This window comes from Pseudomonas sp. 32A (assembly GCF_052682255.1).
This window is the reverse complement of sequence record NZ_JBQYLY010000001.1, coordinates 1,467,253-1,489,592: the sequence shown is the minus strand read 5'-3', so window position 1 is coordinate 1,489,592 and position 22,340 is coordinate 1,467,253. Positions and strand designations below refer to the sequence as shown.

General features: G+C 61.3%; 23 protein-coding genes and 1 riboswitch. Of the genes, 4 read left to right on the top strand and 19 right to left on the bottom strand.

What is annotated here, in order from left to right; genetic code table 11:
• Window positions 1-19: 19 nt before the first annotated feature.
• Window positions 20-343, bottom strand: a complete 324-nt coding sequence (locus ACUN0G_RS06850; protein WP_026078187.1) for a hypothetical protein — start codon at window positions 341-343, stop codon at window positions 20-22.
• A gap of 845 nt (window positions 344-1,188) precedes the next feature.
• Here ACUN0G_RS06850 and ACUN0G_RS06845 point away from each other — a divergent pair.
• The 3 genes from ACUN0G_RS06845 (at window position 1,189) to ACUN0G_RS06835 (ending at window position 3,596) form a co-directional block, all read left to right on the top strand.
• Complete coding sequence (locus ACUN0G_RS06845) at window positions 1,189-1,413, top strand: hypothetical protein (protein ID WP_003214941.1); 225 nt, start codon at window positions 1,189-1,191, stop codon at window positions 1,411-1,413.
• 264 nt (window positions 1,414-1,677) lie between these two features.
• On the top strand, window positions 1,678-2,160 hold the full coding sequence (locus tag ACUN0G_RS06840; protein ID WP_258344292.1) for a hypothetical protein: 483 nt from the start codon (window positions 1,678-1,680) through the stop codon (window positions 2,158-2,160).
• Between the two features lie 146 nt (window positions 2,161-2,306).
• Window positions 2,307-3,596 (top strand): OmpP1/FadL family transporter, encoded by a 1,290-nt coding sequence (locus ACUN0G_RS06835; RefSeq protein ID WP_445572973.1) that lies wholly within the window; start codon window positions 2,307-2,309, stop codon window positions 3,594-3,596.
• A gap of 65 nt (window positions 3,597-3,661) precedes the next feature.
• Here ACUN0G_RS06835 and ACUN0G_RS06830 read toward each other — a convergent pair whose 3' ends face one another.
• The 13 genes from ACUN0G_RS06830 to cobO all read right to left on the bottom strand — a co-directional run bounded on the left by ACUN0G_RS06830 (window position 3,662) and on the right by cobO (window position 15,682).
• On the bottom strand, window positions 3,662-4,213 hold the full coding sequence (locus tag ACUN0G_RS06830) for a glutathione peroxidase (protein ID WP_421525827.1): 552 nt from the start codon (window positions 4,211-4,213) through the stop codon (window positions 3,662-3,664).
• Between the two features lie 150 nt (window positions 4,214-4,363).
• Window positions 4,364-5,563 (bottom strand): MFS transporter, encoded by a 1,200-nt coding sequence (locus tag ACUN0G_RS06825; protein WP_445575526.1) that lies wholly within the window; start codon window positions 5,561-5,563, stop codon window positions 4,364-4,366.
• Window positions 5,564-5,625: 62 nt separating this feature from the next.
• Window positions 5,626-6,030: a MarR family winged helix-turn-helix transcriptional regulator gene (locus tag ACUN0G_RS06820; protein WP_063032418.1), complete on the bottom strand. Its 405-nt coding sequence runs from the start codon at window positions 6,028-6,030 to the stop codon at window positions 5,626-5,628.
• A gap of 42 nt (window positions 6,031-6,072) precedes the next feature.
• The gene (locus ACUN0G_RS06815) at window positions 6,073-6,801 is read right to left on the bottom strand and encodes an adenosylcobinamide-GDP ribazoletransferase (RefSeq protein ID WP_445572972.1); all 729 of its coding nucleotides are present in this window, start codon (window positions 6,799-6,801) and stop codon (window positions 6,073-6,075) included.
• Between the two features lie 2 nt (window positions 6,802-6,803).
• On the bottom strand, window positions 6,804-7,379 hold the full coding sequence (gene cobC, locus ACUN0G_RS06810; protein ID WP_445572971.1) for an alpha-ribazole phosphatase family protein: 576 nt from the start codon (window positions 7,377-7,379) through the stop codon (window positions 6,804-6,806).
• Window positions 7,376-8,431, bottom strand: a complete 1,056-nt coding sequence (cobT, locus tag ACUN0G_RS06805) for a nicotinate-nucleotide--dimethylbenzimidazole phosphoribosyltransferase (protein WP_445572970.1) — start codon at window positions 8,429-8,431, stop codon at window positions 7,376-7,378. Before cobT ends, cobC begins: the two co-directional genes overlap by 4 nt.
• Complete coding sequence (cobU, locus tag ACUN0G_RS06800) at window positions 8,428-8,949, bottom strand: bifunctional adenosylcobinamide kinase/adenosylcobinamide-phosphate guanylyltransferase (RefSeq protein ID WP_445572969.1); 522 nt, start codon at window positions 8,947-8,949, stop codon at window positions 8,428-8,430. The genes cobT and cobU overlap by 4 nt, the downstream gene beginning before the upstream one ends.
• Window positions 8,950-9,700: 751 nt before the next feature.
• The gene (locus ACUN0G_RS06795) at window positions 9,701-11,152 is read right to left on the bottom strand and encodes a cobyric acid synthase (RefSeq protein ID WP_445572968.1); all 1,452 of its coding nucleotides are present in this window, start codon (window positions 11,150-11,152) and stop codon (window positions 9,701-9,703) included.
• On the bottom strand, window positions 11,149-12,138 hold the full coding sequence (gene cobD / locus ACUN0G_RS06790) for a threonine-phosphate decarboxylase CobD (RefSeq protein WP_445572967.1): 990 nt from the start codon (window positions 12,136-12,138) through the stop codon (window positions 11,149-11,151). Before cobD ends, ACUN0G_RS06795 begins: the two co-directional genes overlap by 4 nt.
• Window positions 12,131-13,039: an adenosylcobinamide-phosphate synthase CbiB gene (cbiB, locus tag ACUN0G_RS06785; protein ID WP_421524999.1), complete on the bottom strand. Its 909-nt coding sequence runs from the start codon at window positions 13,037-13,039 to the stop codon at window positions 12,131-12,133. Before cbiB ends, cobD begins: the two co-directional genes overlap by 8 nt.
• Window positions 13,036-13,686 carry a 5,6-dimethylbenzimidazole synthase gene (gene bluB, locus ACUN0G_RS06780; RefSeq protein ID WP_177026428.1) on the bottom strand — a complete coding sequence of 217 codons (651 nt, stop codon included), beginning with the start codon at window positions 13,684-13,686 and terminating at the stop codon, window positions 13,036-13,038. The genes cbiB and bluB overlap by 4 nt, the downstream gene beginning before the upstream one ends.
• Window positions 13,683-15,074, bottom strand: coding sequence for a cobyrinate a,c-diamide synthase (locus ACUN0G_RS06775; RefSeq protein WP_258344281.1), 1,392 nt, complete (start codon window positions 15,072-15,074; stop codon window positions 13,683-13,685). Before ACUN0G_RS06775 ends, bluB begins: the two co-directional genes overlap by 4 nt.
• Complete coding sequence (gene cobO / locus ACUN0G_RS06770; RefSeq protein WP_445572966.1) at window positions 15,071-15,682, bottom strand: cob(I)yrinic acid a,c-diamide adenosyltransferase; 612 nt, start codon at window positions 15,680-15,682, stop codon at window positions 15,071-15,073. Before cobO ends, ACUN0G_RS06775 begins: the two co-directional genes overlap by 4 nt.
• Before the next feature lie 79 nt (window positions 15,683-15,761).
• A riboswitch (cobalamin riboswitch) is annotated at window positions 15,762-15,998 on the bottom strand.
• A gap of 99 nt (window positions 15,999-16,097) precedes the next feature.
• Between cobO and ACUN0G_RS06765 the strand changes: the two genes are divergently transcribed.
• Window positions 16,098-17,411 carry a PQQ-dependent sugar dehydrogenase gene (locus ACUN0G_RS06765; protein WP_258344278.1) on the top strand — a complete coding sequence of 438 codons (1,314 nt, stop codon included), beginning with the start codon at window positions 16,098-16,100 and terminating at the stop codon, window positions 17,409-17,411.
• A gap of 133 nt (window positions 17,412-17,544) precedes the next feature.
• Here ACUN0G_RS06765 and ACUN0G_RS06760 read toward each other — a convergent pair whose 3' ends face one another.
• From ACUN0G_RS06760 to ACUN0G_RS06740, 5 genes are all read right to left on the bottom strand, one after another.
• Complete coding sequence (locus tag ACUN0G_RS06760; protein ID WP_445572965.1) at window positions 17,545-18,087, bottom strand: C40 family peptidase; 543 nt, start codon at window positions 18,085-18,087, stop codon at window positions 17,545-17,547.
• 144 nt (window positions 18,088-18,231) lie between these two features.
• Window positions 18,232-18,861, bottom strand: coding sequence for a C40 family peptidase (locus ACUN0G_RS06755; RefSeq protein ID WP_258344275.1), 630 nt, complete (start codon window positions 18,859-18,861; stop codon window positions 18,232-18,234).
• Between the two features lie 213 nt (window positions 18,862-19,074).
• Window positions 19,075-19,779: a DnaA regulatory inactivator Hda gene (gene hda, locus ACUN0G_RS06750; RefSeq protein WP_076014749.1), complete on the bottom strand. Its 705-nt coding sequence runs from the start codon at window positions 19,777-19,779 to the stop codon at window positions 19,075-19,077.
• 217 nt (window positions 19,780-19,996) lie between these two features.
• A complete protein-coding gene (locus ACUN0G_RS06745; protein ID WP_076014750.1) occupies window positions 19,997-21,070 on the bottom strand; it encodes an AI-2E family transporter in 1,074 nt (357 codons plus the stop codon).
• 53 nt (window positions 21,071-21,123) lie between these two features.
• Window positions 21,124-22,164 carry a DUF2066 domain-containing protein gene (locus ACUN0G_RS06740; RefSeq protein ID WP_421525002.1) on the bottom strand — a complete coding sequence of 347 codons (1,041 nt, stop codon included), beginning with the start codon at window positions 22,162-22,164 and terminating at the stop codon, window positions 21,124-21,126.
• Between the last annotated feature and the right edge of the window lie 176 nt (window positions 22,165-22,340).

Genomic DNA, 22,340 nt, shown 5'->3' with positions numbered 1-22,340 from the left:
CCTGCGCATTGAGGACAGCTCAGTCTTCGATCTGGCCCAGTTCACGCTGGGCGATGCGGTCGCCGGCGCGAGCGGCCTGGCGCAGCAGGTCGTGGCCGATGCGGCGGTCCCGGGCATTGCCGCACTCGCGGCACATCAACTGGCCCAGACGGCTTTGCGCTACCACCACGCCAGCGCGGGCGGGTTGCTTGAGCAAATGCCCGGCGAAATGCTTGACGTTGGGGCTGTGGCCCAGGCGCGGGCTGTCGAGCAACCACAAAGCCACTTTCAGGGAGAAACGCTTGGGTGCGGTAACAACCTGAGGGCTGTCGGTAACAGAAGGTGATACTGAGCGAAACTTCATAAAGCACTGTGGGACAGAACGGAAGGCGCGCCACTCTACTCTTTTTTTCGTACAGGTAAAGCTGAAAAAACCCTGCACGCCCGTTCTAGAGCAAGCGCTTGGGACAATCCACAGAACCTGTGGATAACTCAGTGGACAACCGTTATGTAACTCCCGCAAAGGCCCATGGAATGGGGGCCGCAGTCAAACTGACGATTTTTTCACCAATAAAAAAAAGCTCGATTTTTCATTGACTTAAATTTTAGTTGCAGGCACCCGGGGGCGCTTCTGGGCTTATGTCAGGACGGTGACACAGGGCGCAACCAATGTGCACAACTGCCCATCTGGCGGTTATATGCACCGCGTTTTTTGTCAGACGGCGGCTGAGGAATGTTACCGACGCACCAGGGCCAGAAAAGTTTTTTACCTAGCACACTTCCTTTCATCGTTTCAATCCGTTACTATCCGCGGCGTTAGTACCAAGCTGAAAGTCAATTCTGGTCGAACAACTCCCTCACGGCACCGCCGACAAAAAGGGATCGACCACCTCGATGGTTTCCAGGTATCACTTGCGACGACACAGCCTTTGAACAATGCAAAGGGTGTCGCGAAGTCTCAATACTCTGAAAGAACCAACCTGCAAATTGATCAGGATCTTCACCCCGGGCCCAGAACCTTTGCCCCTGTTGTGTTGCCTGCCCTCCTAAGTACCTACCTGCCAGCCCAAGCGCGCCAACTTAATAGCGCTTCAAACTGGCTGCTTTGTTCCAGTCGGGTTCTTCGTTCGATCAATGGTGATCAACGTCACTGGAACGTTTTAACGTTGCACGGTTCTTAACCGTGTCATTTGTAGGAACACCAATAATATGTCCACTCAAATCCATACTCAGGATGCCATTCGCACCCTCACCAACGCTTTTGCACCAATGAACTGCCTGATCATGGCCGCTCGCAAAGGCTGCTTCAGCTTTACCCTGGTCAACGAACACGGCATCGCTCGTCACAGCGAACGCCTGTACCCCGATCAATACTCCAGCGCAGAACCGCTGCAGGCCGTGATCGATCGTACTCGTCAGGCACTGGTTGCCTGATCGACCCGGATCGCTGAAACACAAAACCCCGGTTAAAACCCGGGGTTTTTTATTGCCTGAAATTCAGGCGCGCTAAGTTTAAATTGATATAAACGATATAACTAAATGATAAAAATATTTTAAAAACAGTCCTTTACGTCGTAAATATGACACTACACTTCAACTCAAGCGGCTTGATCCGCTTACGGCGAGCCTGAGATCCGATTCACCGCTGCCAAGCCCCCTCTCAGGCATCGCCGACCAATTTCATGGATTGAGGCTTTTATGGGCATCGCCGCCAGCGAATTGTGTCGTTATGTGATCCGGCCCACCCTGCTTTACCTGGGCCGTGATAACCCGACTGCTGAATCCCTGCTGCTGGGCATCGCCGCCAGCCAGTCGGCACTCGGATCAGCCCTTCACGACCGCCGTGGCCATGGCCTCTACAGCATCACCGAACCGCGCCACCGTGCGTTGTGGGATAACTACCTGGCGCTGGACCCCGAGCGCGCCAGCCTGGTTCGCGGCCTCGCCAGCCAGCATGCCTTCCTCAGCGGGCCGCAGCTTGAGCTGACGGTCAACCTGCGTTACGCCACCGCCATCGCCTGGCTGCTGGTGGAACAGCACCGCCCTTCCCTGCCGCCAGCCGACGATGTAGTGGCGATGGCGCGTATCTGGAAAGAAATATTTCACCCTCAGGGCCGGCTTCGGGATTTCACCCAAGCCTGGCAAACCTGTGTTTCAACCATGAATCACGTCGCCTGTTGACCGGGCGATTTGCAAGATTCGGCTAAAAACGCTGATTTTGGTCGGATTGTCCTACAAAACCGCTCTATCTCCTATGTTTCAGCCTATAGCGCAAACATAAATTTATTGTTACTTTCCGCAGCGGTGATCACCACGGAGTTCTAATAATGAAAAAAGTAATGCTCAAGACGACACTTAGCCTCGCCGTTGCAATGGCCTCCTCCCACGTGTTCGCGAGCGGCTTTGCCCTCAACGAACAAGACGTTGCCGGGATGGGGACCGGTTTTGCGGGACGTTCTTCATCTGCCGAAAACGCAAGCACCGTTTATGGTAACCCTGCCGGTATGGCTCGCCTTGAAGGCCAGCAAGTGACAGGTGGTGTTGCAGCGATTGATGCCTCCACCAACATCAAAGATGTCAGTGGCCGCTCCACCGGTAGCAACAAAGGCGACATGGTCCCTTTCACTGCCGTTCCTTTCGGTTTCTACACCAATAAACTCAATGAGCAATGGGCTGTCGGTTTCGGCGTCTATGCACCCTTTGGTCTGGTGACTGACTACGAAAGCGGCTTCCAGGGCAAAGCATTCGGCAGTAAGAGCGAAGTGAAGGTCATCACCTTCCAGCCAACCGTCAGCTATGCCTTCAACGACCGGGTATCGATTGGTTTTGGTCCGACTATCAACCGTATCGCCGGTACGCTTGAGTCCGATATCAACCTGCCAATCGCCGGGACCGGCTCCAACAACGTCAAGATCAAGGGTGATGACACCGCACTCGGCTTCAATGCAGGCCTGCTGGTACAAGCCACTGACACCACTCGAGTGGGCCTGACCTATCACTCGAAAGTGAAGTACAAGCTCGAAGGCCACACCGAAGTGACCAAGGGGGCCAACGTTCCTGCCAGTCTCTTGAACAACGGTCGTTACGACGCTTCGTTGAAGATCGACACCCCTGAATCCTGGGACCTGTCTGTTACTCAAGACCTGAGCGACGCCTGGAAACTCTATGCGGGCGCAACATGGACTCGCTGGAGCCGCCTGAAAGACATCACCGTCAATAACGAAGGCGTATCGGCCGCCGCAGGCAGTGGTGCTCTGGCTCCGCAAATTGTCGGCACCATCAAGGAAGACCAGAACTGGCACGACACCTGGGCCTACGCCCTGGGTACTTCGTACCGCGTGACCAAGCAGGTGGTACTGCGTACCGGCCTGACGTTCGACCAGTCGCCGACCAATAACACTGATCGCTCGCCTCGCATCCCTACCGGTGACCGGACGATCTTCAGTCTCGGCCTGGGCTACGACGTCATGCCGAACATGACCGTCGACCTGGCTTACTCCTACCTCAAGGAAGAACCTGTCAAAGTTGCGCGCGCTAACGCACTGGGCCAGTCCTACAACGCCAAGTACGAAAACAGCGCCAACGGTTTCGGCCTGGGTGTGACGTACAAGTTCTGATGTAAAGCGACATAAAAAAGCCCCGCTCTCTTGCAAAAGAGGCGGGGCTTTTTAGTGGGCGGTAATCAGGGTTTGGAAGCCAACGCCTCTTCCACTGCCTTGATAAGGTCCGGACTATCCGGCTTGGTCAGGCTGGAGAAATTGGCGATCACCTTGCCCTGGCGGTCCACCACGTACTTGTAGAAATTCCACTTCGGCGCGCTGCTCTGCTGCGCCAGAACCTTGAACAAATGCACCGCGTCCGGGCCTCTGACCTTCTGTGGATCGGTCATGGTGAAGGTCACGCCGTAGTTCACATAACAAACCTTGGCCGTTTCCTCCCCGGTCTTGGCTTCCTGCTTGAAGTCATCGGACGGCACGCCAATCACTTCCAGCCCCTGGCCCTTATAGCGCTGGTACAAGGCCTCAAGCCCTTTGAACTGCGGCGCAAACCCGCAGAAGCTGGCGGTGTTGACGATCACCAGCGGCTTGCCGGCGAAGCGCTGGCACAGGTCGATGGATTCCTTGGCGCGCAGCTTGGGCAGTTGGCCTTCAAGCAACGGCGGGCAATCGGCGGCCATGGCGACACCGCCAAAAGCCACCATCAGAGCGGGTACTGCAAGCCAGCGCATCTGCATGTCAGGTGTCCTTGAAAAGTCTCAGACGCAGAACTTAACAGATCGCCATGCCCAACTGCATCAATGCCAGGCCGCCCTGTTGCCAGCCCCACCACGCCAACAGCAGCAGAACTGCTGCTCCTGCTGCGCCGAGCCAATGCCAGGTCGAATTCATGCCACCCCCATTTGCGCCTGCAAACGTGCCACCGGGCGCTCGCGCACCGGCCAGTTCAGCGCCGCTGCCACCAGGCTCAGGACGATTGCCACCTGCCAGATCAAATCGTAGTTACCGGTTCGATCATAGACCACCCCGCCCAACCAGCCGCCGAGGAACGAGCCCAATTGGTGGAACAGGAACACGATCCCACCGAGCATGGAAAGGTTTCTGACACCAAACAAGGTCGCGACCGTGCCGTTGGTCAGCGGCACCGTGGACAGCCACAGGAAGCCCATCGCCATGCCAAACAGGTAGGCGCTGGTTTGCGTCACCGGCGCCCACAGGAAGATCACAATCACCACCGCCCGCAGCAAGTACAAACCGGTCAACAGGCGTGGCTTGGACATACGCCCGCCGAGCCATCCCGCCGTATACGTGCCGAAGATATTAAACAGGCCAATCAATGCCAGTACCGTGGTACCCACAGAAGCCGGCAAGTGCTGGTCCACCAGGTACGACGGCAAGTGCACGCCGATAAACACCACCTGGAAACCGCAGACAAAAAAACCGAACGCCAACAGCCAGAATCCTGAATGGGAGCAGGCTTCACCCAAGGCTTCGCGCAGAGTCTGTTGACCGGCTACCGCGGGCAGCGGACGGTCCTTGAGCATGGTTACCAACGGCACGATCAGCGCCACCATCACACCCAGCACCAGCAGCGCGGCGGACCAGCCGAGCCAGCCGATCAAACCGAGGGTGCCTGGCAACATGGCGAACTGGCCGAAGGAGCCGGCGGCGCTGGCGATACCCATGGCCATGCTGCGTTTTTCCGGCGCCACGGCGCGCCCTACCACGCCAAGGATCACCGAGAACGAGGTGCCCGACAGACCAATGCCGATCAGTAATCCGGCACTCAGGGACAGCGACCACGCCGAATCCGACAAGCCCATGAACACCAGGCCCAAGGCATACAGCACACCACCGATCATCACCACCTTGGCAGCGCCGAAGCGGTCGGCCAAAGCGCCGGTAAACGGCTGCGCCAGGCCCCAGATCAGGTTTTGCAAGGCGATGGCAAAGGCAAAGGTTTCACGGCCCCAGCCGAACTCGGCACTCATGGGCGCCAGGAACAGGCCAAAGCCATGCCGCACGCCCAAGGACAACGCGAGGATCAGCGCACTCCCCACAAGAATCCAGCCGCTGGTGCGCCACATCGAGGTCATTTCTTATTCTCCGGTCGCGGGTATATACCCGCTTGTCATCGAACAAACTCGCGTCAAGCGAGTTCATCCAGCAAGGCCAACAGGGTTTCGCGCTTTTCGGCGCCCAACTTATCAATCAATTTCTGCTGCGCCGCTTCCCAGGCCGGCAATGCCGCCGCCAGCCGTTCGTTACCTGCCTCAGTCAGCAGAACCAGGCGGTTGCGCAGGTCATCGCCCTCCACCAGTTGCACCAGGCCCTCGCCCTCCAGCACCCGCAAATTACGCCCCAGCGTGCTGCGATCCAGGCCCATGGCGTCGGCCAGGCTGGAAATACTCGGTTGATCGAGGCGCTGCAGGTTACACAGCAAAGAATACTGGGCAACGTTGATCCCGAAGCCGTCGAGAGCGCCGTCGTAATGCCTGCTGACGCCACGAGCGGCGCGACGCAGGTTAGTGCATAAACATTGGGAAGCAAGCATAGAGCGTGTATATACCCGGGATTAATGAAATGCAAGAAACTGTTACAGCGCCAGACCGACCAACACAGCCACTTCCAGCAACTCCAACAGCGCGCCGGCGGTGTCGCCGGTGGTGCCACCGAGGCGATTGACCATCAGTTGGCGCAAGCCGATAAAGCAAAGGGCCGCCAGCAACACGGCAATCCCGCCGCTGAAACCGCCGATCAGGATACACGCCAGACCGCTGAGGATCAGCACCTGTTGGCCGACGATGCGTGGCAAATGATCCGCCAAGGCCTGCCCCAACCCACCGGCACGCACATAGCGCGTGGTGAGAAACAGCGCCAGCATCGAAGCGCGGCCAATCAACGGTGCGAGGATCAGCGCGGCGCCGTTGTGCTGCTCGATCAACGCCACCAGCGCGGTGAACTTAAGCAGCAAAACCAGGCCCAGGGTGACCACCGCAATCGGCCCGCTGCGCGGGTCTTTCATGATGGTCAGGGTGCGCTCGCGGTCGCCGAAGCCACCGAGCCAGGCGTCGGCGCTGTCGGCCAGGCCGTCCAGATGCAAGCCGCCGCTAAGCAACACCCACGCAGTCAACAACAACGCGGCGTGCAGCAGCAATGGCGCGCCCATCAATACGGCGTTCAAGCCCCACAGCAGCAGCCCGAACAGCAGCCCCACCAGCGGATAAAACAGCAACGAACGCCCCAGTTCCTGGGACTGCGGCATACCCGGCAAGCGAATCGGCAGGCTGCTGAGAAACTGCAAGGCGATCCAGAACGGCAACATACTCAGATTCCTTCCCTTAATACGCCATCAGCCTCGACCTGCAGGCTGAACAGGCCACCGTGGCCGACTTCGACATTCAGCAGTTGCTCACGCGGCAAACCGCGCGCCTGGGCCAGCAGCAAACGCATGACTCCGCCGTGGCTGATCAGCAGCACTCGCTGGCCGTCATAGGCTTGATGCAAGCGCGCGACAGCACCCAATACACGCGCGGAGAACTGCGAAACCGGCTCGCCCTGGGGCGGTGTGAAACGGTAGGGATCAGCCCAGAACAGGCCCAGCGCGTCGGCGTCGGTCTCCATCAGGGCAGCGGCGCTCTGCCCTTCCCAGGCGCCGAAGTGTAGCTCCTGCAGGTCTTTTTCCAGGGTGACCGGCAGGTTCAGGCGCGCGCCCAGCTCATCAGCAAACCGTGCGCAACGTTGCAGCGGCGAGCTGACCAGTCGGTCCCACGGGCCCTGCTCCACCACCGCCCCACGCATCTGCTTCCAGCCCTTGGCCGTGAGCGCATCGTCCAGGCTGCCGCGCAAGCCGCCGCCCAGTTCGGTTTCGCCGTGGCGCAGCAGGTCCAGGTGCAAGGTCATGCCGGACGGTCCGCCACGGCCGCTTCGGCAAAGGTCGCCATCTGCCCGTGCAGCGCGCAGGCCAGGCGCAGCAACGGCACAGCCAGCGCGGCGCCACTGCCTTCGCCCAGGCGCAGGCCGAGCTCCAGCAGTGGTTCGGCATTGAGGCTTTGCAGCACGTGGCGATGACCAGGCTCGGCACCGCGGTGGCCGAACAGCAACCATTCACGGCAGCCGGGATTCAGGCGCGTGGCGACCAGCGCGGCGACCGTGCAGATAAAGCCGTCCACCAGCACCACGACCCCTTCTTGAGCACAGGCCAGGTAGGCGCCGACCAGCGCGGCAATTTCAAAGCCGCCGAGGTTGAACAGGGTTTTCAGGGCGTCACCACGGTCGCCTGCGTGCAGTGCCAGGGCGCGCTGGATGACGGCGACTTTGTGGCTGACACCCTGGGCGTTCAAGCCGGTACCGGGGCCGGTCAGGTCGCTGACCTCGCAATCCAGCAGCGCGCAGGCCAGGGCACTGGCGGCGGTGGTGTTGCCGATGCCCATTTCGCCGCCGATAAACAGTTGCGCTCCGCTCGCGGTGGCGCGGTGCACGCTGTCGCGGCCGGCTTGCAGGGCCAGGCGCCCCTGGGCTTCGGTCATGGCCGGGCCATTGACGAAGTTGGCGGTGCCAGCGCCGAGGTTGAGGTGGAGTACGCCGGGCAGGTTCAAGGTGGGGGTGATGGTGCCGAGGTCGACTACCTCCAGTTTCGCGTCCAGTTGGCGCGCAAGTACGCTGATGGCAGCGCCGCCGGTGACGAAGTTGTGGAGCATCTGGCCGGTGACTTCCTGGGGGAAGGCGGAGACACCTTCGGCGACTACACCGTGGTCGCCGGCGAAGATCGCGATCCACAGGTGGTCGACGCTGGGTTTGACCTGGCCCTGGAGGCCGGCCAGTTGGACGGCCACGGCTTCCAGTTGGCCGAGGGAGCCGGCGGGTTTGGTCAATTGCTGTTGGCGGGCCAGGGCTTGTTCGTGGGCTTGGGTGTCGATTGCTTTGCAGGGGTTGAGCCACCAGGTGTCGGTCATAACGCAGTACCTTTTAAAGTCAGGGGCAGGCCGGCGACGGTCAGGACAACGCGCTGACAACGTTCGGCCAAGGCTTGATGCAGCCATCCGGCTTCATCGACATAGCGGCGAGTCAATTCGCCCAGCGGGACGACACCCAGTCCGGTCTCGTTGCTGACAAAAATGATTTCTCCTGGGAGGGTGGCCAGGGTGTGTAGCAAGGCCTCGCGCTCGTGGTTGAGACGGTCGGGGTCTTCGAGCATCAGCAGGTTGGTGAGCCATAAGGTCAGGCAGTCGATCAGCAGGCAATGGTTCGGGCTGGCGTTTTCCTTGAGGACACGGGCCAGTTCGACGGGCTCTTCGATCAGGCCCCATTCGGATGGGCGGCGTTCGCGGTGGTGGGCGACGCGTGCGGCCATTTCGCCGTCCAGGGGTTGGCTGGTCGCTATGTAGGTGACGCTTAGGCCGCTGTCGGTGGCGAGTTTTTCAGCCAGGCGGCTTTTGCCGGAGCGGGCGCCGCCGAGGATCAACTGGAGCATGGGGTGTGCCTGTTTTTGACTGTGTGTATATCCGTTATTTAGGTAACGGCGACTATGGGTTCCGCTCTTACAGCGGCTCACTTTTGAACAGCGCAAAAGTAAGCAAAACGCTCTTGCCCCACCACTCGGCACCTCGCCTAGGCTCGGTGTGCCCTCACTCCGGCTTTGGACCGTGGGCCGCCGCGATGGGCCATCCTTGGCCCAGCGCGGCTAACCTGGCGTCCTGCCAGGTTACCCACGCTCCAAAGCCTGCGTTCGGCCAGCGTGGTTTAACGGGGCGCCTAAGATCAAAATCAAAAGCAAGAGCACAGCGGCCTACCGGCCGGCTTGAGTGTTAAAAGCAAAATCAAAATCTAAAGCGGGCACGGTCCAAATGTGGGAGCGGGCTTGCTCGCGAAGGTCGTTAACGATGACGCGGGCATCCTGATTCAACGCGGCGCCCTCAGGTTTTTCGCGAGCAAGCCCGCTCCCACAGAAAAGCAGAGCCACCCCGCTCGTAGCAGCTGTCGAGCGCCAGCGAGGCTGCGTGCTTTTGATCTTGATCTGCGGGCCCCATTAACCACGATGGCCGTGCCGGAGTGCGGGTATGCCGAGCCTAGGCGAGGCACCGAGTGGTGGGGCAAAGACCTTTTGGTTACTTTTGGCTGGGCCGGCATTCCGGGCGTTTGCCAAAAGTGACCCGCTGTAAGAGCGGAACCCTAAGCGGCCGTTACCGCAGCAACGGATATGTGCACGGTCCATTACAACCAACTCAAACCCCACACAACGAACGCAACAACCCGGTATCCAGATGCTGCTCTACCAAATCCGCCAACCGCTCAATATCCCGCTCCCGCAACCCGTGATAATCCACCGATTGCACATCTTCCAACCCAGCCCACCGCAACAACGCCCCACACGCCGCTGGGTTCTCAAACACCCCATGCAAATAGGTCCCAAGAACCTGCCCATCCTCACTCTGCGCCCCATCCCGACGCCCATCGTCCAACTGCACTGCAGCCCGCACCAAACCAGCGCCACTGGTTACGCCCGCGTGGATCTCATACCCACTCACCTCGGCATCCTCCAGCAACAACCGCCCTCGCACGTTACGCAGCTGCTTCTCCTCCTCCAGGGTCGTACTGAGCGCCAACAACCCCAACCCCGCACTCGACCCGCGAGGCCCTTCCAGCCCCAGCGGGTCATGCACCTGCTCCCCGAGCATCTGCAACCCACCACAAATCCCCAACACCTTCCCGCCATAACGCAGATGCCGCGCCACCGCCGTGTCCCACCCATTGGCCCGCAAATACGCCAAATCACTGCGCACACTCTTCGAGCCCGGCAAAATAATCAGGTCCGCCGCAGGAATCGCCTGCCCCGGCCCCACAAACTGCAAATCCACCTGCGGATGCAACCGCAACGGATCAAAATCCGTGTGATTACTGATCCGCGGCAACACCGGCACCACCACCTTGAGCACCTGCGCCGCCTTGTCGATCTGGCGCTGGTCGATACCGTCCTCCGCCTCCAGATGCAGGTCCATCACATACGGCAACACCCCCACCACCGGTTTGCCGGTACGCGCTTCCAGCCAATCCAGCCCCGGCTGCAACAGCGCAATATCCCCGCGAAACCGGTTGATGATGAAGCCTTTGACCCGCGCCTGTTCGGTGGGCGACAACAATTCCAGCGTGCCCACCAGGTGCGCAAACACCCCGCCGCGATTGATGTCGGCAATCAGCAGCACCGGGCAGTCCACCGCTTCGGCGAAGCCCATGTTGGCAATGTCGTTCGCCCGCAGATTGATCTCGGCCGGCGAACCTGCACCCTCGACCATCACCACCGGATACGCCGCACTCAACCGCGCATGAGAGGCCAGCACCGCTTGCATCGCGATGGCTTTGTAATCGTGATAAGCCACCGCATTCATGGTGGTCACGGCGCGCCCGTGGATGATCACTTGGGAGCCCGTGTCGCTGTTGGGTTTGAGCAGCACCGGGTTCATGTCGGTGTGGGGCGCCAGGTTCGCGGCCTGGGCCTGCACCGCCTGGGCTCGGCCGATTTCGCCGCCTTCGGCAGTCACGGCGCTGTTGAGTGCCATGTTCTGGGGTTTGAAGGGCACCACCGGGATGCCCTGGCGCACCAGCCAGCGACACAGCGCGGTCACCAACGTGCTTTTGCCTGCGTCGGATGTGGTGCCCTGCACCATCAAGGTACTCATGGGGCTTCCCTGTAGGCGCTCAGCGCCTGTTCCAGCCGTAACCAGTCGGCCTCGGTATCCGGCAGGCCGAAACGCAAGCTGCTGTTGTCGACAAACAGGCGCAGCAAAATACCGCGCTGGGCCATGAATTCATGCAGCTGCTCCGCCCGGTCCGTGATCATCCACTGGAACAACCCGCAGCCGCCCTGAGGTCGCAAGCCATGGCGTTCAAGTACGTCAAACAGACGCTGGCTGGCCGACTCGCAACGCAACCGCTGTTGCGCATGGCCGACGGTATCGCGCAGGCACACTTGCCCAAGCACCCGCGTCGGCCCGCTGACGGCCCATGGCCCTACCTGTTCGGCGAGCAGCTTGAGCAGATTGCGCTCGGCCAGCACGAACCCCAGCCGCACGCCGGCCAGGCCGAAGAACTTGCCGAACGACCGCAGCACGATCAGGCCGACTTGGTGGGCCTGACTTGCCAGGCTCAACTGCGGGGTGATGTCCATAAAGGCTTCATCCACCACCAGCCAGCCGCCGCGCTGGGCCAGGCGCGCATGCCAGTCCAGCAGGCGTTGCGGCGTCAGGCTCAGGCCGGTGGGGTTGTTGGGGTTGACCACCACCAGCACGTCGAGGCTCTCGAGGAAGAAGTCGACTTCCTGCTCCAGTACTTCGCGCACGATGTACCCGGCGCGACGCCAGGCTTCGGCGTGTTCGGCGTAACACGGCGACAGCACACCGACCTTGCCCGTCCGGCGCAGTCGCGGCAATAACTGGATCGCGGCCTGGGAGCCGGCCACTGGCAGTATGTGGGTGGCGCCGTAATATTCGCAGGCGGCCTGTTCCAGGCCGTCATCGGTTTCAGGCAGGCGCGCCCAGGCCCGCAGCGGGATGTCCGGGATCGGAAACGGCCATGGCGCCAGGCCACTGGACAGGTCCAGCCAATCGCCCTCTGCAATGCCGTATTGCAACGCCGCCTTGCGCAAGCGGCCACCGTGCTCAAGCATAAAATTCAGCCCCCACACACAGGATCAGCAACCAAAGCCACACGCCGCGTTGCACCAGTTGCCAGCCACGCTCGATGGAATCCGCATCCGCAGGCGGGCCTTCGCCCAGTTGCGGGCGCTGGTGCAGCTCGCCGTGATAAATCGCCGCGCCACCCAGCTCCACGCCAAGGGCACCAGCGCCTGCCGCCATCACCGGGCCGGCATTGGGGCTGTCCCAGGTCGGGCCCTGAGTGCGCCAGCATTTGAGGGCCAGGCGGGTTTTGCCCAGCAGCGCGTAGGTCAACGCCACCAGGCGCGCCGGAATGTAGTTGAGCACGTCGTCGATCTTCGCAGCAGCCCAGCCGAAACGCTCAAAGCGTTCATTGCGATAGCCCCACATGGCATCCAGGGTGTTGCTCAGACGATAGAGCACCACGCCGGGCACGCCAGCGACCACAAACCAGAACAAGGCAGCAAATACCGCGTCGCTGCCGTTTTCCAGCACCGATTCGGTGGCCGCGCGGGCGACTTCCGTATGGTCCAGTTCGCTGGTCTGGCGGCTTACCAGATAGCTGACACGCTTGCGGGCCTCGTCCAGGTCATCGCTGCGCAGCGCCTGCGCCACCGGCAGCACGTGTTCACCGAGGCTGCGCATGCCCAGGGCGCAATACAGCGCGAGGATTTCCAATACCCAGCCGATATACGGCGCCCACGACAGGGCCGTGGCCAGCAGCGTCAGCGGCACCACTGCGATCACCCACGCGGTGACGCCATGACTGCGCCAGCCACGGCCGCCGGAGTTGAAACGCTGCTCGATACGCCCGGCAAAATTGCCGAACGCTACCAGCGGATGCCAGCGCCTGGGCTCGCCCAGCAGCGCATCCAGCGCCACCGCAGCGACACTCAGCAAGGCCACACTCATTGACTCACTCCCCAAACATTCTCGTACAACATGTCACTCAGTGGCCGTGGTTCGGTCCAGCCTTCGAGCTGCAACATCGGTGCCGGGTAGAACTCGGTCACCGGGCCCAGGCACAACACGGCCAGCGGCTTGGCGCCGGGCGGCAGGCCCAGCAGGTCGGCCAGGGCCTGGGGCTCGAACAGCGAGACCCAGCCCATGCCCAGCCCTTCGACGCGGGCAGCCAGCCATAGATTCTGGATCGCGCAGGACAACGACGCCATGTCCATTTCCGGCAAGGTACGGCGCCCGAAGATATGCCGTTCGCGATCGTCCATCAACGCCGCCACCAGTACTTCGGCACAGTCGTTGATGCCTTCGACCTTGAGCTTCATAAACTGGTCGGAGCGCTCGCCAAGGGCTTCTGCGGTGCGTACGCGTTCTTCTTCCACTAGCTGCTGGATCTGGCCGCGCAGGTTGCGGTCGCTGATGCGGATAAAACGCCAGGGCTGCATCAAGCCGACGCTCGGCGCCTGGTGGGCGGCTTGCAGCAGGCGGTGGAGCAATTCAGGCGCGACGGTGCCACCGCTGAAGTGGCGCATGTCACGGCGTTCGGCGATGGCGCGGTAGACGGCTTCGCGGTCAGCTTCCGGAAAGGCGTTGTCCGTCATGGCCTCATCGCGGGCAAGCCCGCTCCCACCGTAGATTGCGTTTCAACTCGGTCAAGTGTGGGAGCTGGCTTGCCTGCGATGGCGGTCTCAAGGCTTGGCGCAAACAGGGCAGCCACCGCTGTCGGGTTGGACGGGAAGTAAAAGTGCACGTAGGACGCGGTCATCCGGCCCTGACGATAAACCGCCTCGGCGCCGCGCCCGCCATTCGGGCTCAGGCCCCGGGCAATCGGCTGCCATTCGGTGCTGGTCAACGAGTGATGATAAGTGTGGCCACGCAGCAGGCCTTCGGGCAGTTCGACGTTTTGCAGGGCCAGTGCCGCCAGACGTTTCTGCATCACGGCATCACCCTGGAGCAGGCCCACCAGTTCGGCACGGGTGCCGTCGACATCGGTGAGCGAGTCCAGCAGATAGAGCATGCCACCGCATTCGGCCAGCAGCGGCTTGCCGGCAGCGTGATGGGCGCGAATGGCGGCCAGCATCGGGGTATTTTCCGACAGCGCCTGGTGATGCAGTTCCGGGTAACCGCCCGGCAGGTAGAGGCTGTCAGCGTCGGGCAACGCGCGGTCGCGAATCGGCGAGAAGAAGCACAACTCAGCGCCCATCGCCCGCAGCAGATCAAGGCTGGCACCGTAGGTAAAGGCGAAGGCTTCGTCGCGGGCCACGGCAATGCGTACGCCGGCCAGTAACGGTTGGGTCTCGATCAACTCGGGTGCGGCGAATTCCACCGGCGGTGGCAGCGCTACCTCGCAACTGCTGCCCAAGGCCTGGGCGGCGGCGTCGAGTCGTAGATCAAGGTCGTTCAGTTCGCTGGCCTGCACCAGGCCAAGGTGGCGGCTGGGCAACTCAATGCCGGTTTCCCGGGACAGCGCGCCGTACCAGCGCAGGCCTTCGGTGAGGCTGCCTTCGAGCAATTGCGCGTGACGCAGTGTGCCGACGCGGTTGGCCAGCACACCGGCAAACGGCAGGTCCGGCTGGTAACGCGCCAGGCCCAATGCCAGTGCGCCGAAGGTCTGGGCCATGGCCGTGCCGTCGATCACCGCCAGTACCGGCACGCCAAAGTGCCGCGCAAGGTCGGCGCTGGACGGCGTGCCGTCGAACAAGCCCATCACGCCTTCGATCAGGATCAGGTCGGCTTCCCCCGCCGCTTCCCACAGCAACCGGCGACTTTCCTGCTCGCCCACCATCCACATGTCCAACTGATAGACCGGCGCACCACTGGCGCGCTCGTGGATCATCGGGTCGAGAAAGTCCGGGCCGCATTTGAACACCCGCACCTTGCGCCCCAGGTTGCGGTGCAAACGGGCCAGCGCGGCGGTGACGGTGGTTTTGCCCTGGCCGGACGCCGGTGCGGCGATCAGCACAGCAGGACAATGACGGGGCTGATTCAAAGTTCGATGCCTTTCTGCGCCTTGATACCGGCCTGGAAGGCGTGCTTGAGCATGCCCATTTCAGTCACGGTGTCGGCCATTTCGATCAATTCGGGTTTGGCGCCACGGCCGGTCACCAGCACGTGCTGCATCGGCGGGCGGGCCTGCAGGTCGCTGAGTACCTGGTCCAGGTCGAGGTAGCCGTGCTTGAGGGCGATGTTCAGCTCGTCCAGCACCACCAGGCCAATGGCCGGGTTCTGCAGCATTTCCCGGGAGACCGCCCAGGCGGCTTCGGCGGCCACGATGTCGCGCGCACGGTCCTGGGTTTCCCAGGTAAAACCTTCGCCCATCACGTGGAAGCGCACCTGCTCGGGGAAACGCCGGAAGAACATTTCTTCACCGGTGCTGTTGCGGCCCTTGATGAACTGCACCACACCGCACTGCATGCCGTGGCCCATGGCCCGGGCCAGCATGCCGAAAGCGGAGCTGCTCTTGCCCTTGCCATTGCCGGTGAGCACCAGCAGCAACCCGCACTCGTTCGGTGAATTGGCAATGCGCTCGTCAATCACAGCTTTTTTGCGCAGCATGCGCGCCAGGTGGCGTTCGTCACGATCAGGGGATTCAGTCATGGCAGCTCTCCGTTGGGGCTGGACAAAAACGGCGGGCAGGAAAAAGACAATACAGACAGCCAAGCATCGCCCACCGTGATGCTGTTGGATGGATCAGGCCGGTCTCCGGGCTCATGAGTGGCATGGGATGCCGAGGGTGCGCCTTCCCATATCGCGGGCGATACAGTGGCTTAAGGCACCGTCTTGACTCATTTACCGTTGCGGGGGCAGCGCCGGAATCGTGGCGGCACTGTAGAAAAATGCGCTCACTCACCGGCTTCCCTGTTTCACTCAGTCGGCGCGTACGCCACAGAGCACCTGAAACAAGCCGCGAAGGTTAGTGGGTTGGGGGTGGAGCGTCAATTAAAGCCGGACATGCGCGTGAACCATCGGGCCGCTGCGCTCCTCTACCACTACAGGTATTAAGGAGAAAACCATGCACAAGACCCGACTTGCCCTACTGATCATGGTCGCCGGCACCCTCGCCGCCTGTGGTGAAAGCTCGACCCTTCAGGTGTCCGACGGCACCGGGCCCTCGCCCAAACTGCCGGAGCCGAATAAAACCCTGATCCCCACGGTGAACATCGCCCCGGCCATCGGCTGGCCCGAAGGCGTCAAGCCAACTCCGGCCGCAGGCACCCAGGTGGCCGCGTTTGCCGAAGGCCTGGATCACCCACGCTGGCTGTACGTGCTGCCCAATGGCGACGTGCTGGTGGCGGAAACCAACGCACCGCCCAAGCCGGATGATGCCAAGGGCATTCGTGGCTGGGTGATGGAGAAAGTCATGGGCCGTGCCGGGGCCGGCGTGCCGAGCCCGAACCGCATTACCCTGCTGCGGGACGCCGACCACGACGGCGTGGCCGAAACCCGTACGGTGTTCCTGGAGAACCTGAACTCGCCGTTCGGCATGACGCTGGTGGGCAATGACCTGTATGTCGCCGATTCGGACAAATTGCTGCGCTTCCCTTATCAGCCAGGGGAAACCTCGATCAAGGACGCCGGCACCACCGTCACCGACTTGCCGGGCGGCAGCATTAACCATCACTGGACCAAGAACGTGATCGCCAGCAAGGACGGCAGCAAGCTGTACGTCAGCGTGGGCTCCAACAGCAACGTCGGGGAAAATGGCCTGGAAGCGGAACAAGGCCGGGCCGCGATCTGGGAAGTGGATCGCGCCACCGGCCAACACCGCATCTTCGCCTCCGGCCTGCGCAACCCCAACGGCATGGCCTGGGAACCGCAAAGCGGCGCGTTATGGACGGCCGTCAACGAGCGCGATGAAATCGGCAGCGATCTGGTGCCGGACTACATCACCTCGGTCAAGGATGGCGCCTTCTACGGGTGGCCATTCAGTTACTACGGGCAGCACGTGGATGTGCGGGTCACACCGCAGAACCTTGACCTGGTGGCCAAGGCGATTGCCCCGGATTATGCAGTCGGCCCGCACACAGCCTCGCTGGGACTGACCTTTGCTGATGGCAGCAAGTTACCGGCGCAATTCAGCAATGGCGCGTTTATCGGCCAACACGGTTCGTGGAACCGCAAGCCCCACAGTGGCTACAAGGTGATCTTCGTGCCGTTTGAGGCAGGCAAGCCAAAAGGCCAGCCGGTGGATGTGCTGACCGGCTTCCTCAACAGCGATGAGAAAGCTATGGGCCGCCCGGTCGGCGTGGTGATCGACAAGCAGGGGGATTTGTTGGTGGCAGATGATGTGGGGAACAAGGTGTGGCGGGTGTCGGCGGCTAAATAGCCCACTTCGCAAACACCGCAAAACAAATGTGGGAGCGGGCTTGCTCGCGAATACGGTGGATCAGCCGACAACCAGGTGACTGACACACTGCATTCGCGAGCAAGCCCACTCCCACATTGGGTTTCGTGTTTTCCTAGGGGTTTCGTGCCAGGTGCTCGGGTGGTAACACACGCTTGGCGCTCAGGTAGGCATTTTGCCAATAGGCTTTGGACAGCGTGTCCAGCTTCACCGTACCGCCGGTTTGCGGCGCATGCACAAAGCGGCCTTCACCCACGTAGATCCCGGCGTGGCTGACCTGCGAGCCGCCACCGGTGGCGAAGAAAATCAGGTCGCCGGTCTGCAGGTTGTTTTCGCTCACGTCCTGGGCGCGCATCACGATCAGCTCGCGGGTGGTGCGCGGCAGAGAGATGCCCGCCGCGTCACGGTAGACGAAACCGATCAAGCCACTGCAATCAAACCCCGAGTCCGGCGTGTTGCCGCCCCAACGGTAAGGCGTGCCGACCAGGCCCAGCGCACGAAAGAGCACGTCTTCGGCCGCAGGCGAAAAATTCTGGGTGGCGTAGGTATTGAACACCGGCTTGGGCTTGACGGCCACGGGCGCAGGCGGAGGACGGCTTGCGCAGGCGCTGAGCAGCGCGGCGCAAACAAGAAGAATTAGGCGGGCCGAGGTCGACATGGGCAGAACAATCCTGATCTGGATGCGGCTTTCGCTGCCGAACGTTGAAAAACAGAACGCGCAAGCAAAGCTCGCGCGGTCGATTTACAACAATGTCCAGGGATTCTAGCGCTTACACGTCAAACTTCAAGTATCACTTTAACTTTACTTGCTAGCGGTAACGGTAGTCGGGGCCATCGCCAGGGCGCGCTTGGCTTCGATGAAGGTTTTGCTCCAGTAGCTGTCACCCAGGTTGTCGACTCGCACACCACCGCTGCGGCGGCTGCTGGAGTGGATAAACTGGTTGTCGCCCAGGTAGATACCGGCGTGACTGACACGACCGCGACCAGCCGTACTAAAGAAAAGCAGATCACCGGGTTTGAGGTTGTTCCGCGCGACCAACGGTGCATCCACGTTGATCATTTCGCGGGTGGAACGCGGCAGATTCATGCCGGCTTCCTCGCGGAACAGGTAGCCGATGAAACCGCTGCAGTCGAAACCGGCTTCAGAGGTACCGCCGAAACGGTAACGGGTACCGATCAGGGACATGCCACGTTCGAGAATGCTGTCGGCCAGAACTGGAAGCTGGTAAGGCTTGCTGCCGGCGAAGTCGGCGAGTTCTTTTTCAGTTGCGATTTCTTCCTGGTAAACAGTGGAAGACTGCGACGCAACGAATTTTGCCTGGGACTGTTGTGCTGGTTTTTGCTGCTCAGCCACGTTTTGAGTGTGGGTGGCGCAACCAAACAACAGGGTAACGAGTGCGAGAGGCACGAGGGGTGCGAAGCGATTTAGCATGGGCACGACCGTGGCTGATGTGTAAAGAAGCCGAGACTATGCCTTCTATCACATCGATTTGCAAATTCAATCGTGATCTATGTGACTTCTTGTTTGAACTATGACATCTAAGCCCTTAACACCCTATAGCCCCCATTTGCATGGCCAAAATGGCTCAAATGCAGGTTTTCTGGCGCCTGGAATTTGCCGAAAGCCGCGATTTCAAAGGGCTGGCTACCAGCCGAGGGTTTCCTTCAGGAAGGGGATGGTCAGCTTGCGCTGGGCCTGCAAGGAGGCCTGATCGAGCTGTTCGAGCAAGTCGAACAGTGCACTCATGCTGCGGGTGCCGCGAGTGAGGATAAAATGCCCGACCTCGTCGGTCAGGTGCAACCCGCGGCGAGACGCACGCAGTTGCAGGGCACGCAGTTTGTCTTCGTCGGACAACGGGCGCATCTGGAAGATCAGCGCCAGGGTCAGCCGCGACTTCAAGTCGGCCAGCTTCACCGGCAACTCACGTGGCGAGGTGGACGCGGCAATCAACAAACGCCGGCCACTGTCACGCAAGCGGTTGAACAGATGGAACAGCGCCTCTTCCCAATCCGCCCGCCCCGCTACCGCGTGCAAGTCGTCCAGACAAACCAGTTCGTATTGCTCAAGGTTGTCGAGGATCTCGATACCACGGTCCAGCAGCTCCGCCAGCGGCAAGTAAACTGCCGGCTCCCCCATCTGCTCGAAGCGCAGGCAAGCGGCCTGTAACAAGTGGGTACGCCCCACGCCATGCTTGCCCCAGAGGTAGATCAGGCTTTCGGTCCACCCGGCGTCGGCTTCGCAGAGCCGCTCGACATAGCCGAGTGCAGCGGCATTGGCGCCTGGGTAGTAATTGATAAAGGTAGCGTCGTCACGCAGACGCACACCTAGGGGCAGCTGAATCGGTTTCATGCTGACTGAACGGCTCCAATCGAACCGTTAGTGACCTCTGTGTAAAGTTTGCAAAGTTTATACCCGTGACGCCGGGCGCACAATGCAGCAGACCACAAGCAAAATCAAAGGTTTGCGTTAACTTGTTGGATTTGGTGAAGATTGTTTGACGCAATGGCGAAACGCCAGAGCCGATAAACGACAAACCCGGCCTTGAGCCGGGTTTGTGATGATGCGGTTATAACTCCGGATCCTCGACCCCGGCGTACATGTCCGAGTCCTTGTACAGGTCGTGCACATGGCGCACCAGCACCATGATCACCGCCGCCACCGGCAGCGCCAGCAGGATGCCGGTGAAGCCGAACAACTCGCCGCCCGCCAGGATCGCAAAGATCACTGCCACTGGGTGCAGACCGATCCGGTCCCCCACCAGCAACGGCGTCAGCACCATGCCTTCCAGGGCCTGGCCGACCATGAACACCGCGACAATCCCGAGCATCGGGTACAGGTCGCCGTGGAACTGGAACAGCCCGGCCACCAGCGCCGCACCAATCCCGATCACAAAGCCCATGTACGGCACGATGGCCGCCAAACCGGCGATCAGGCCGATCAACAACCCCAGCTCCAGGCCGATAGCCATCAGCCCCGCCGCATAGATGATCCCCAGCGCCAGCATTACCAGCAACTGGCCACGGACGAAGGCGCCGAGCACCTCATGACACTCTCCGGCCAGGGAGACGATGCGCTCCTCGCGGTCCCGCGGCAGCAGGCCGCGGATTTTGGCCATCATGATGTCCCAGTCCCGCAGCAGGTAGAACGCCACTACCGGGATCAGCACCAGGTTGGTCAGCCAACCAATCAGCGCCAGGCTCGAAGCCGTCGCCTGGCTCAACACCACGCCGACGATGTCAGTGGTCTGGCCCATGTGCTCGCTGATGGCGGCCTTGACCTTGTCAAACTTCCAGAACCCGTCTGCCAGCCCCAGCTTGGCCTGCGCCCACGGCATGGCCGTGTGTTGCAGCCAGTCGAGCATCTGCGGCGCCAGTTCATAGAGCTTGAACAACTGCTTGGCCAGCATCGGCACCAGCACCAACACCAACGCCGTGATGATCAAGGTGAACAACGCAAACACCGCCACCACGCCCCAGGTACGGGACAGGCCGATCTTTTCCAGGCGATCCACCACGGGATCGAACAGGTAGGCCAGCAGTAACGCGACCAGGAACGGCGTCAGGATCGAATGCAGCAGGAACACAAAAACGCACAGCAGGACAATCCCGCCAAGCCACACCCAACGACGCGTATCCGCCATAAACCACTCCCTCTATTATTTGCTTCCTGCTTCTATATAAGAAGGAAGACCGCTTACCAATGAAAACGTAGCTGCGGCGTCGGCTCGACCGGTGCCGGTTGCGCGCCTTCCACCACCGGCTGCGGAGCCGGCGCTTCACCCGCCGGGATTTCCTGCAACTTGGCCAGGCTCAACTGGGTGCGCAACTGCTCGGCGCTGCCATTCACACGATAGACGATACGACTGCCATCCACCCGCACCGGCTGGGCCCCAAACGGCTCCAGCAAATGACCCAGGGCGGCGTAATGCTCCAGGTTCATGCCCTGCACTTCCAGCAACTGATCGCTGGTGGAAGCACCGGCCTTGACCGCAAAGCGCGGTGCCAGGCGTTCGCTGACAGCCAGCAGCACGGCGTCGGCCAGCGCAGCGGTGTCAGTACCGGTGGCGGTGCCCTGCTCGCTTTTATCCCCCAGCCACAGGCGCCATTTGGCCGACCATTGGCCGCCGTCTTCGCGGGCATGCACCGCCAGCAAGGCGTCGGCGCCGTAACGTTCGGACGCGGCACGCAGCGGCGTGGCGTCGGGGCTTTCAAGATTCGGGGCAGTGGCGACGATTTGTTCGTCCAGGTCACCCAGCGGCAGGCGCAAAGGCAAACCACGGTGCTGGGCCGCGCGACGCAGCGGTTGGGCGACGGCCTGGCCATCACCCACCAGGCTGCTGCCGTCGACGGAGTCGTTCAACCACCAACCGAGGATCGACGGCCGATTGCTGCCCCACAGCGCCAGGCCCGCACCACGCAAGGCGCGATCGGTACTGACGGGGTCGAAATCCACTTGCAGGCTTTCCGGAGGGCCGGCGTCGTAGCCGTATTGGCTGATGATCTGTTGCGGGTCCTTGCGAATCGCCGCCAGGCCCGGGCCATCGGCGGCCTTGGCGTCGCCGGTCAGGCGGATCACCAGGGTTTGCAGGGCACGCTGGGTAGCCTGGTCACGCTCCTGGGGAGATTGGCTGCTGACTGGCTCCAGCACTTGATAAAGGCCATTGAGGGTTTCGGCATGACTCGCCAGGCTGACCAACGACAAGCAGCCTACAAAAAAATATTTACTCAGACCCATGAAAGAAGATTCCCGAACGACAAATAAGCGGTTGGAACAGACCGCGTGAACACTGTTGAGCAAGGCTGTGACCACAGCGACCGGCAAAACATTCACAGGGCCTCGGTAAGTTTTTGTACTGTCATAACGATAGCGAGTTAAAGGCTATACCTTAATACGGCCCGTGACCGAGCCGA

Excerpts from the sequence above, each read along its gene's own strand:
- ACUN0G_RS06840 (WP_258344292.1), top strand. The coding sequence starts at position 1,678 with ATGGGCATCGCCGCCAGCGAATTGTGTCGTTATGTGATCCGGCCCACC.
- cobO (WP_445572966.1), bottom strand. The coding sequence starts at position 15,682 with ATGACTGAATCCCCTGATCGTGACGAACGCCACCTGGCGCGCATGCTG.
- ACUN0G_RS06745 (WP_076014750.1), bottom strand. The coding sequence starts at position 21,070 with ATGGCGGATACGCGTCGTTGGGTGTGGCTTGGCGGGATTGTCCTGCTG.
- ACUN0G_RS06740 (WP_421525002.1), bottom strand. The coding sequence starts at position 22,164 with ATGGGTCTGAGTAAATATTTTTTTGTAGGCTGCTTGTCGTTGGTCAGC.
- cobT (WP_445572970.1), bottom strand. The coding sequence starts at position 8,431 with ATGACCGACACCTGGTGGCTCAACCCCTGCAAAGCAATCGACACCCAA.
- cobU (WP_445572969.1), bottom strand. The coding sequence starts at position 8,949 with ATGCTCCAGTTGATCCTCGGCGGCGCCCGCTCCGGCAAAAGCCGCCTG.
- ACUN0G_RS06755 (WP_258344275.1), bottom strand. The coding sequence starts at position 18,861 with ATGCTAAATCGCTTCGCACCCCTCGTGCCTCTCGCACTCGTTACCCTG.
- cobC (WP_445572971.1), bottom strand. The coding sequence starts at position 7,379 with ATGACCTTGCACCTGGACCTGCTGCGCCACGGCGAAACCGAACTGGGC.
- ACUN0G_RS06845 (WP_003214941.1), top strand. The coding sequence starts at position 1,189 with ATGTCCACTCAAATCCATACTCAGGATGCCATTCGCACCCTCACCAAC.
- ACUN0G_RS06795 (WP_445572968.1), bottom strand. The coding sequence starts at position 11,152 with ATGAGTACCTTGATGGTGCAGGGCACCACATCCGACGCAGGCAAAAGC.
- cbiB (WP_421524999.1), bottom strand. The coding sequence starts at position 13,039 with ATGAGTGTGGCCTTGCTGAGTGTCGCTGCGGTGGCGCTGGATGCGCTG.
- ACUN0G_RS06815 (WP_445572972.1), bottom strand. The coding sequence starts at position 6,801 with ATGTTGCCGTTCTGGATCGCCTTGCAGTTTCTCAGCAGCCTGCCGATT.
- ACUN0G_RS06825 (WP_445575526.1), bottom strand. The coding sequence starts at position 5,563 with ATGTGGCGCACCAGCGGCTGGATTCTTGTGGGGAGTGCGCTGATCCTC.
- bluB (WP_177026428.1), bottom strand. The coding sequence starts at position 13,686 with ATGACGGACAACGCCTTTCCGGAAGCTGACCGCGAAGCCGTCTACCGC.
- ACUN0G_RS06760 (WP_445572965.1), bottom strand. The coding sequence starts at position 18,087 with ATGTCGACCTCGGCCCGCCTAATTCTTCTTGTTTGCGCCGCGCTGCTC.
- ACUN0G_RS06830 (WP_421525827.1), bottom strand. The coding sequence starts at position 4,213 with ATGCAGATGCGCTGGCTTGCAGTACCCGCTCTGATGGTGGCTTTTGGC.
- hda (WP_076014749.1), bottom strand. The coding sequence starts at position 19,779 with ATGAAACCGATTCAGCTGCCCCTAGGTGTGCGTCTGCGTGACGACGCT.
- ACUN0G_RS06820 (WP_063032418.1), bottom strand. The coding sequence starts at position 6,030 with ATGCTTGCTTCCCAATGTTTATGCACTAACCTGCGTCGCGCCGCTCGT.
- ACUN0G_RS06850 (WP_026078187.1), bottom strand. The coding sequence starts at position 343 with ATGAAGTTTCGCTCAGTATCACCTTCTGTTACCGACAGCCCTCAGGTT.
- ACUN0G_RS06835 (WP_445572973.1), top strand. The coding sequence starts at position 2,307 with ATGAAAAAAGTAATGCTCAAGACGACACTTAGCCTCGCCGTTGCAATG.
- ACUN0G_RS06765 (WP_258344278.1), top strand. The coding sequence starts at position 16,098 with ATGCACAAGACCCGACTTGCCCTACTGATCATGGTCGCCGGCACCCTC.
- cobD (WP_445572967.1), bottom strand. The coding sequence starts at position 12,138 with ATGCTTGAGCACGGTGGCCGCTTGCGCAAGGCGGCGTTGCAATACGGC.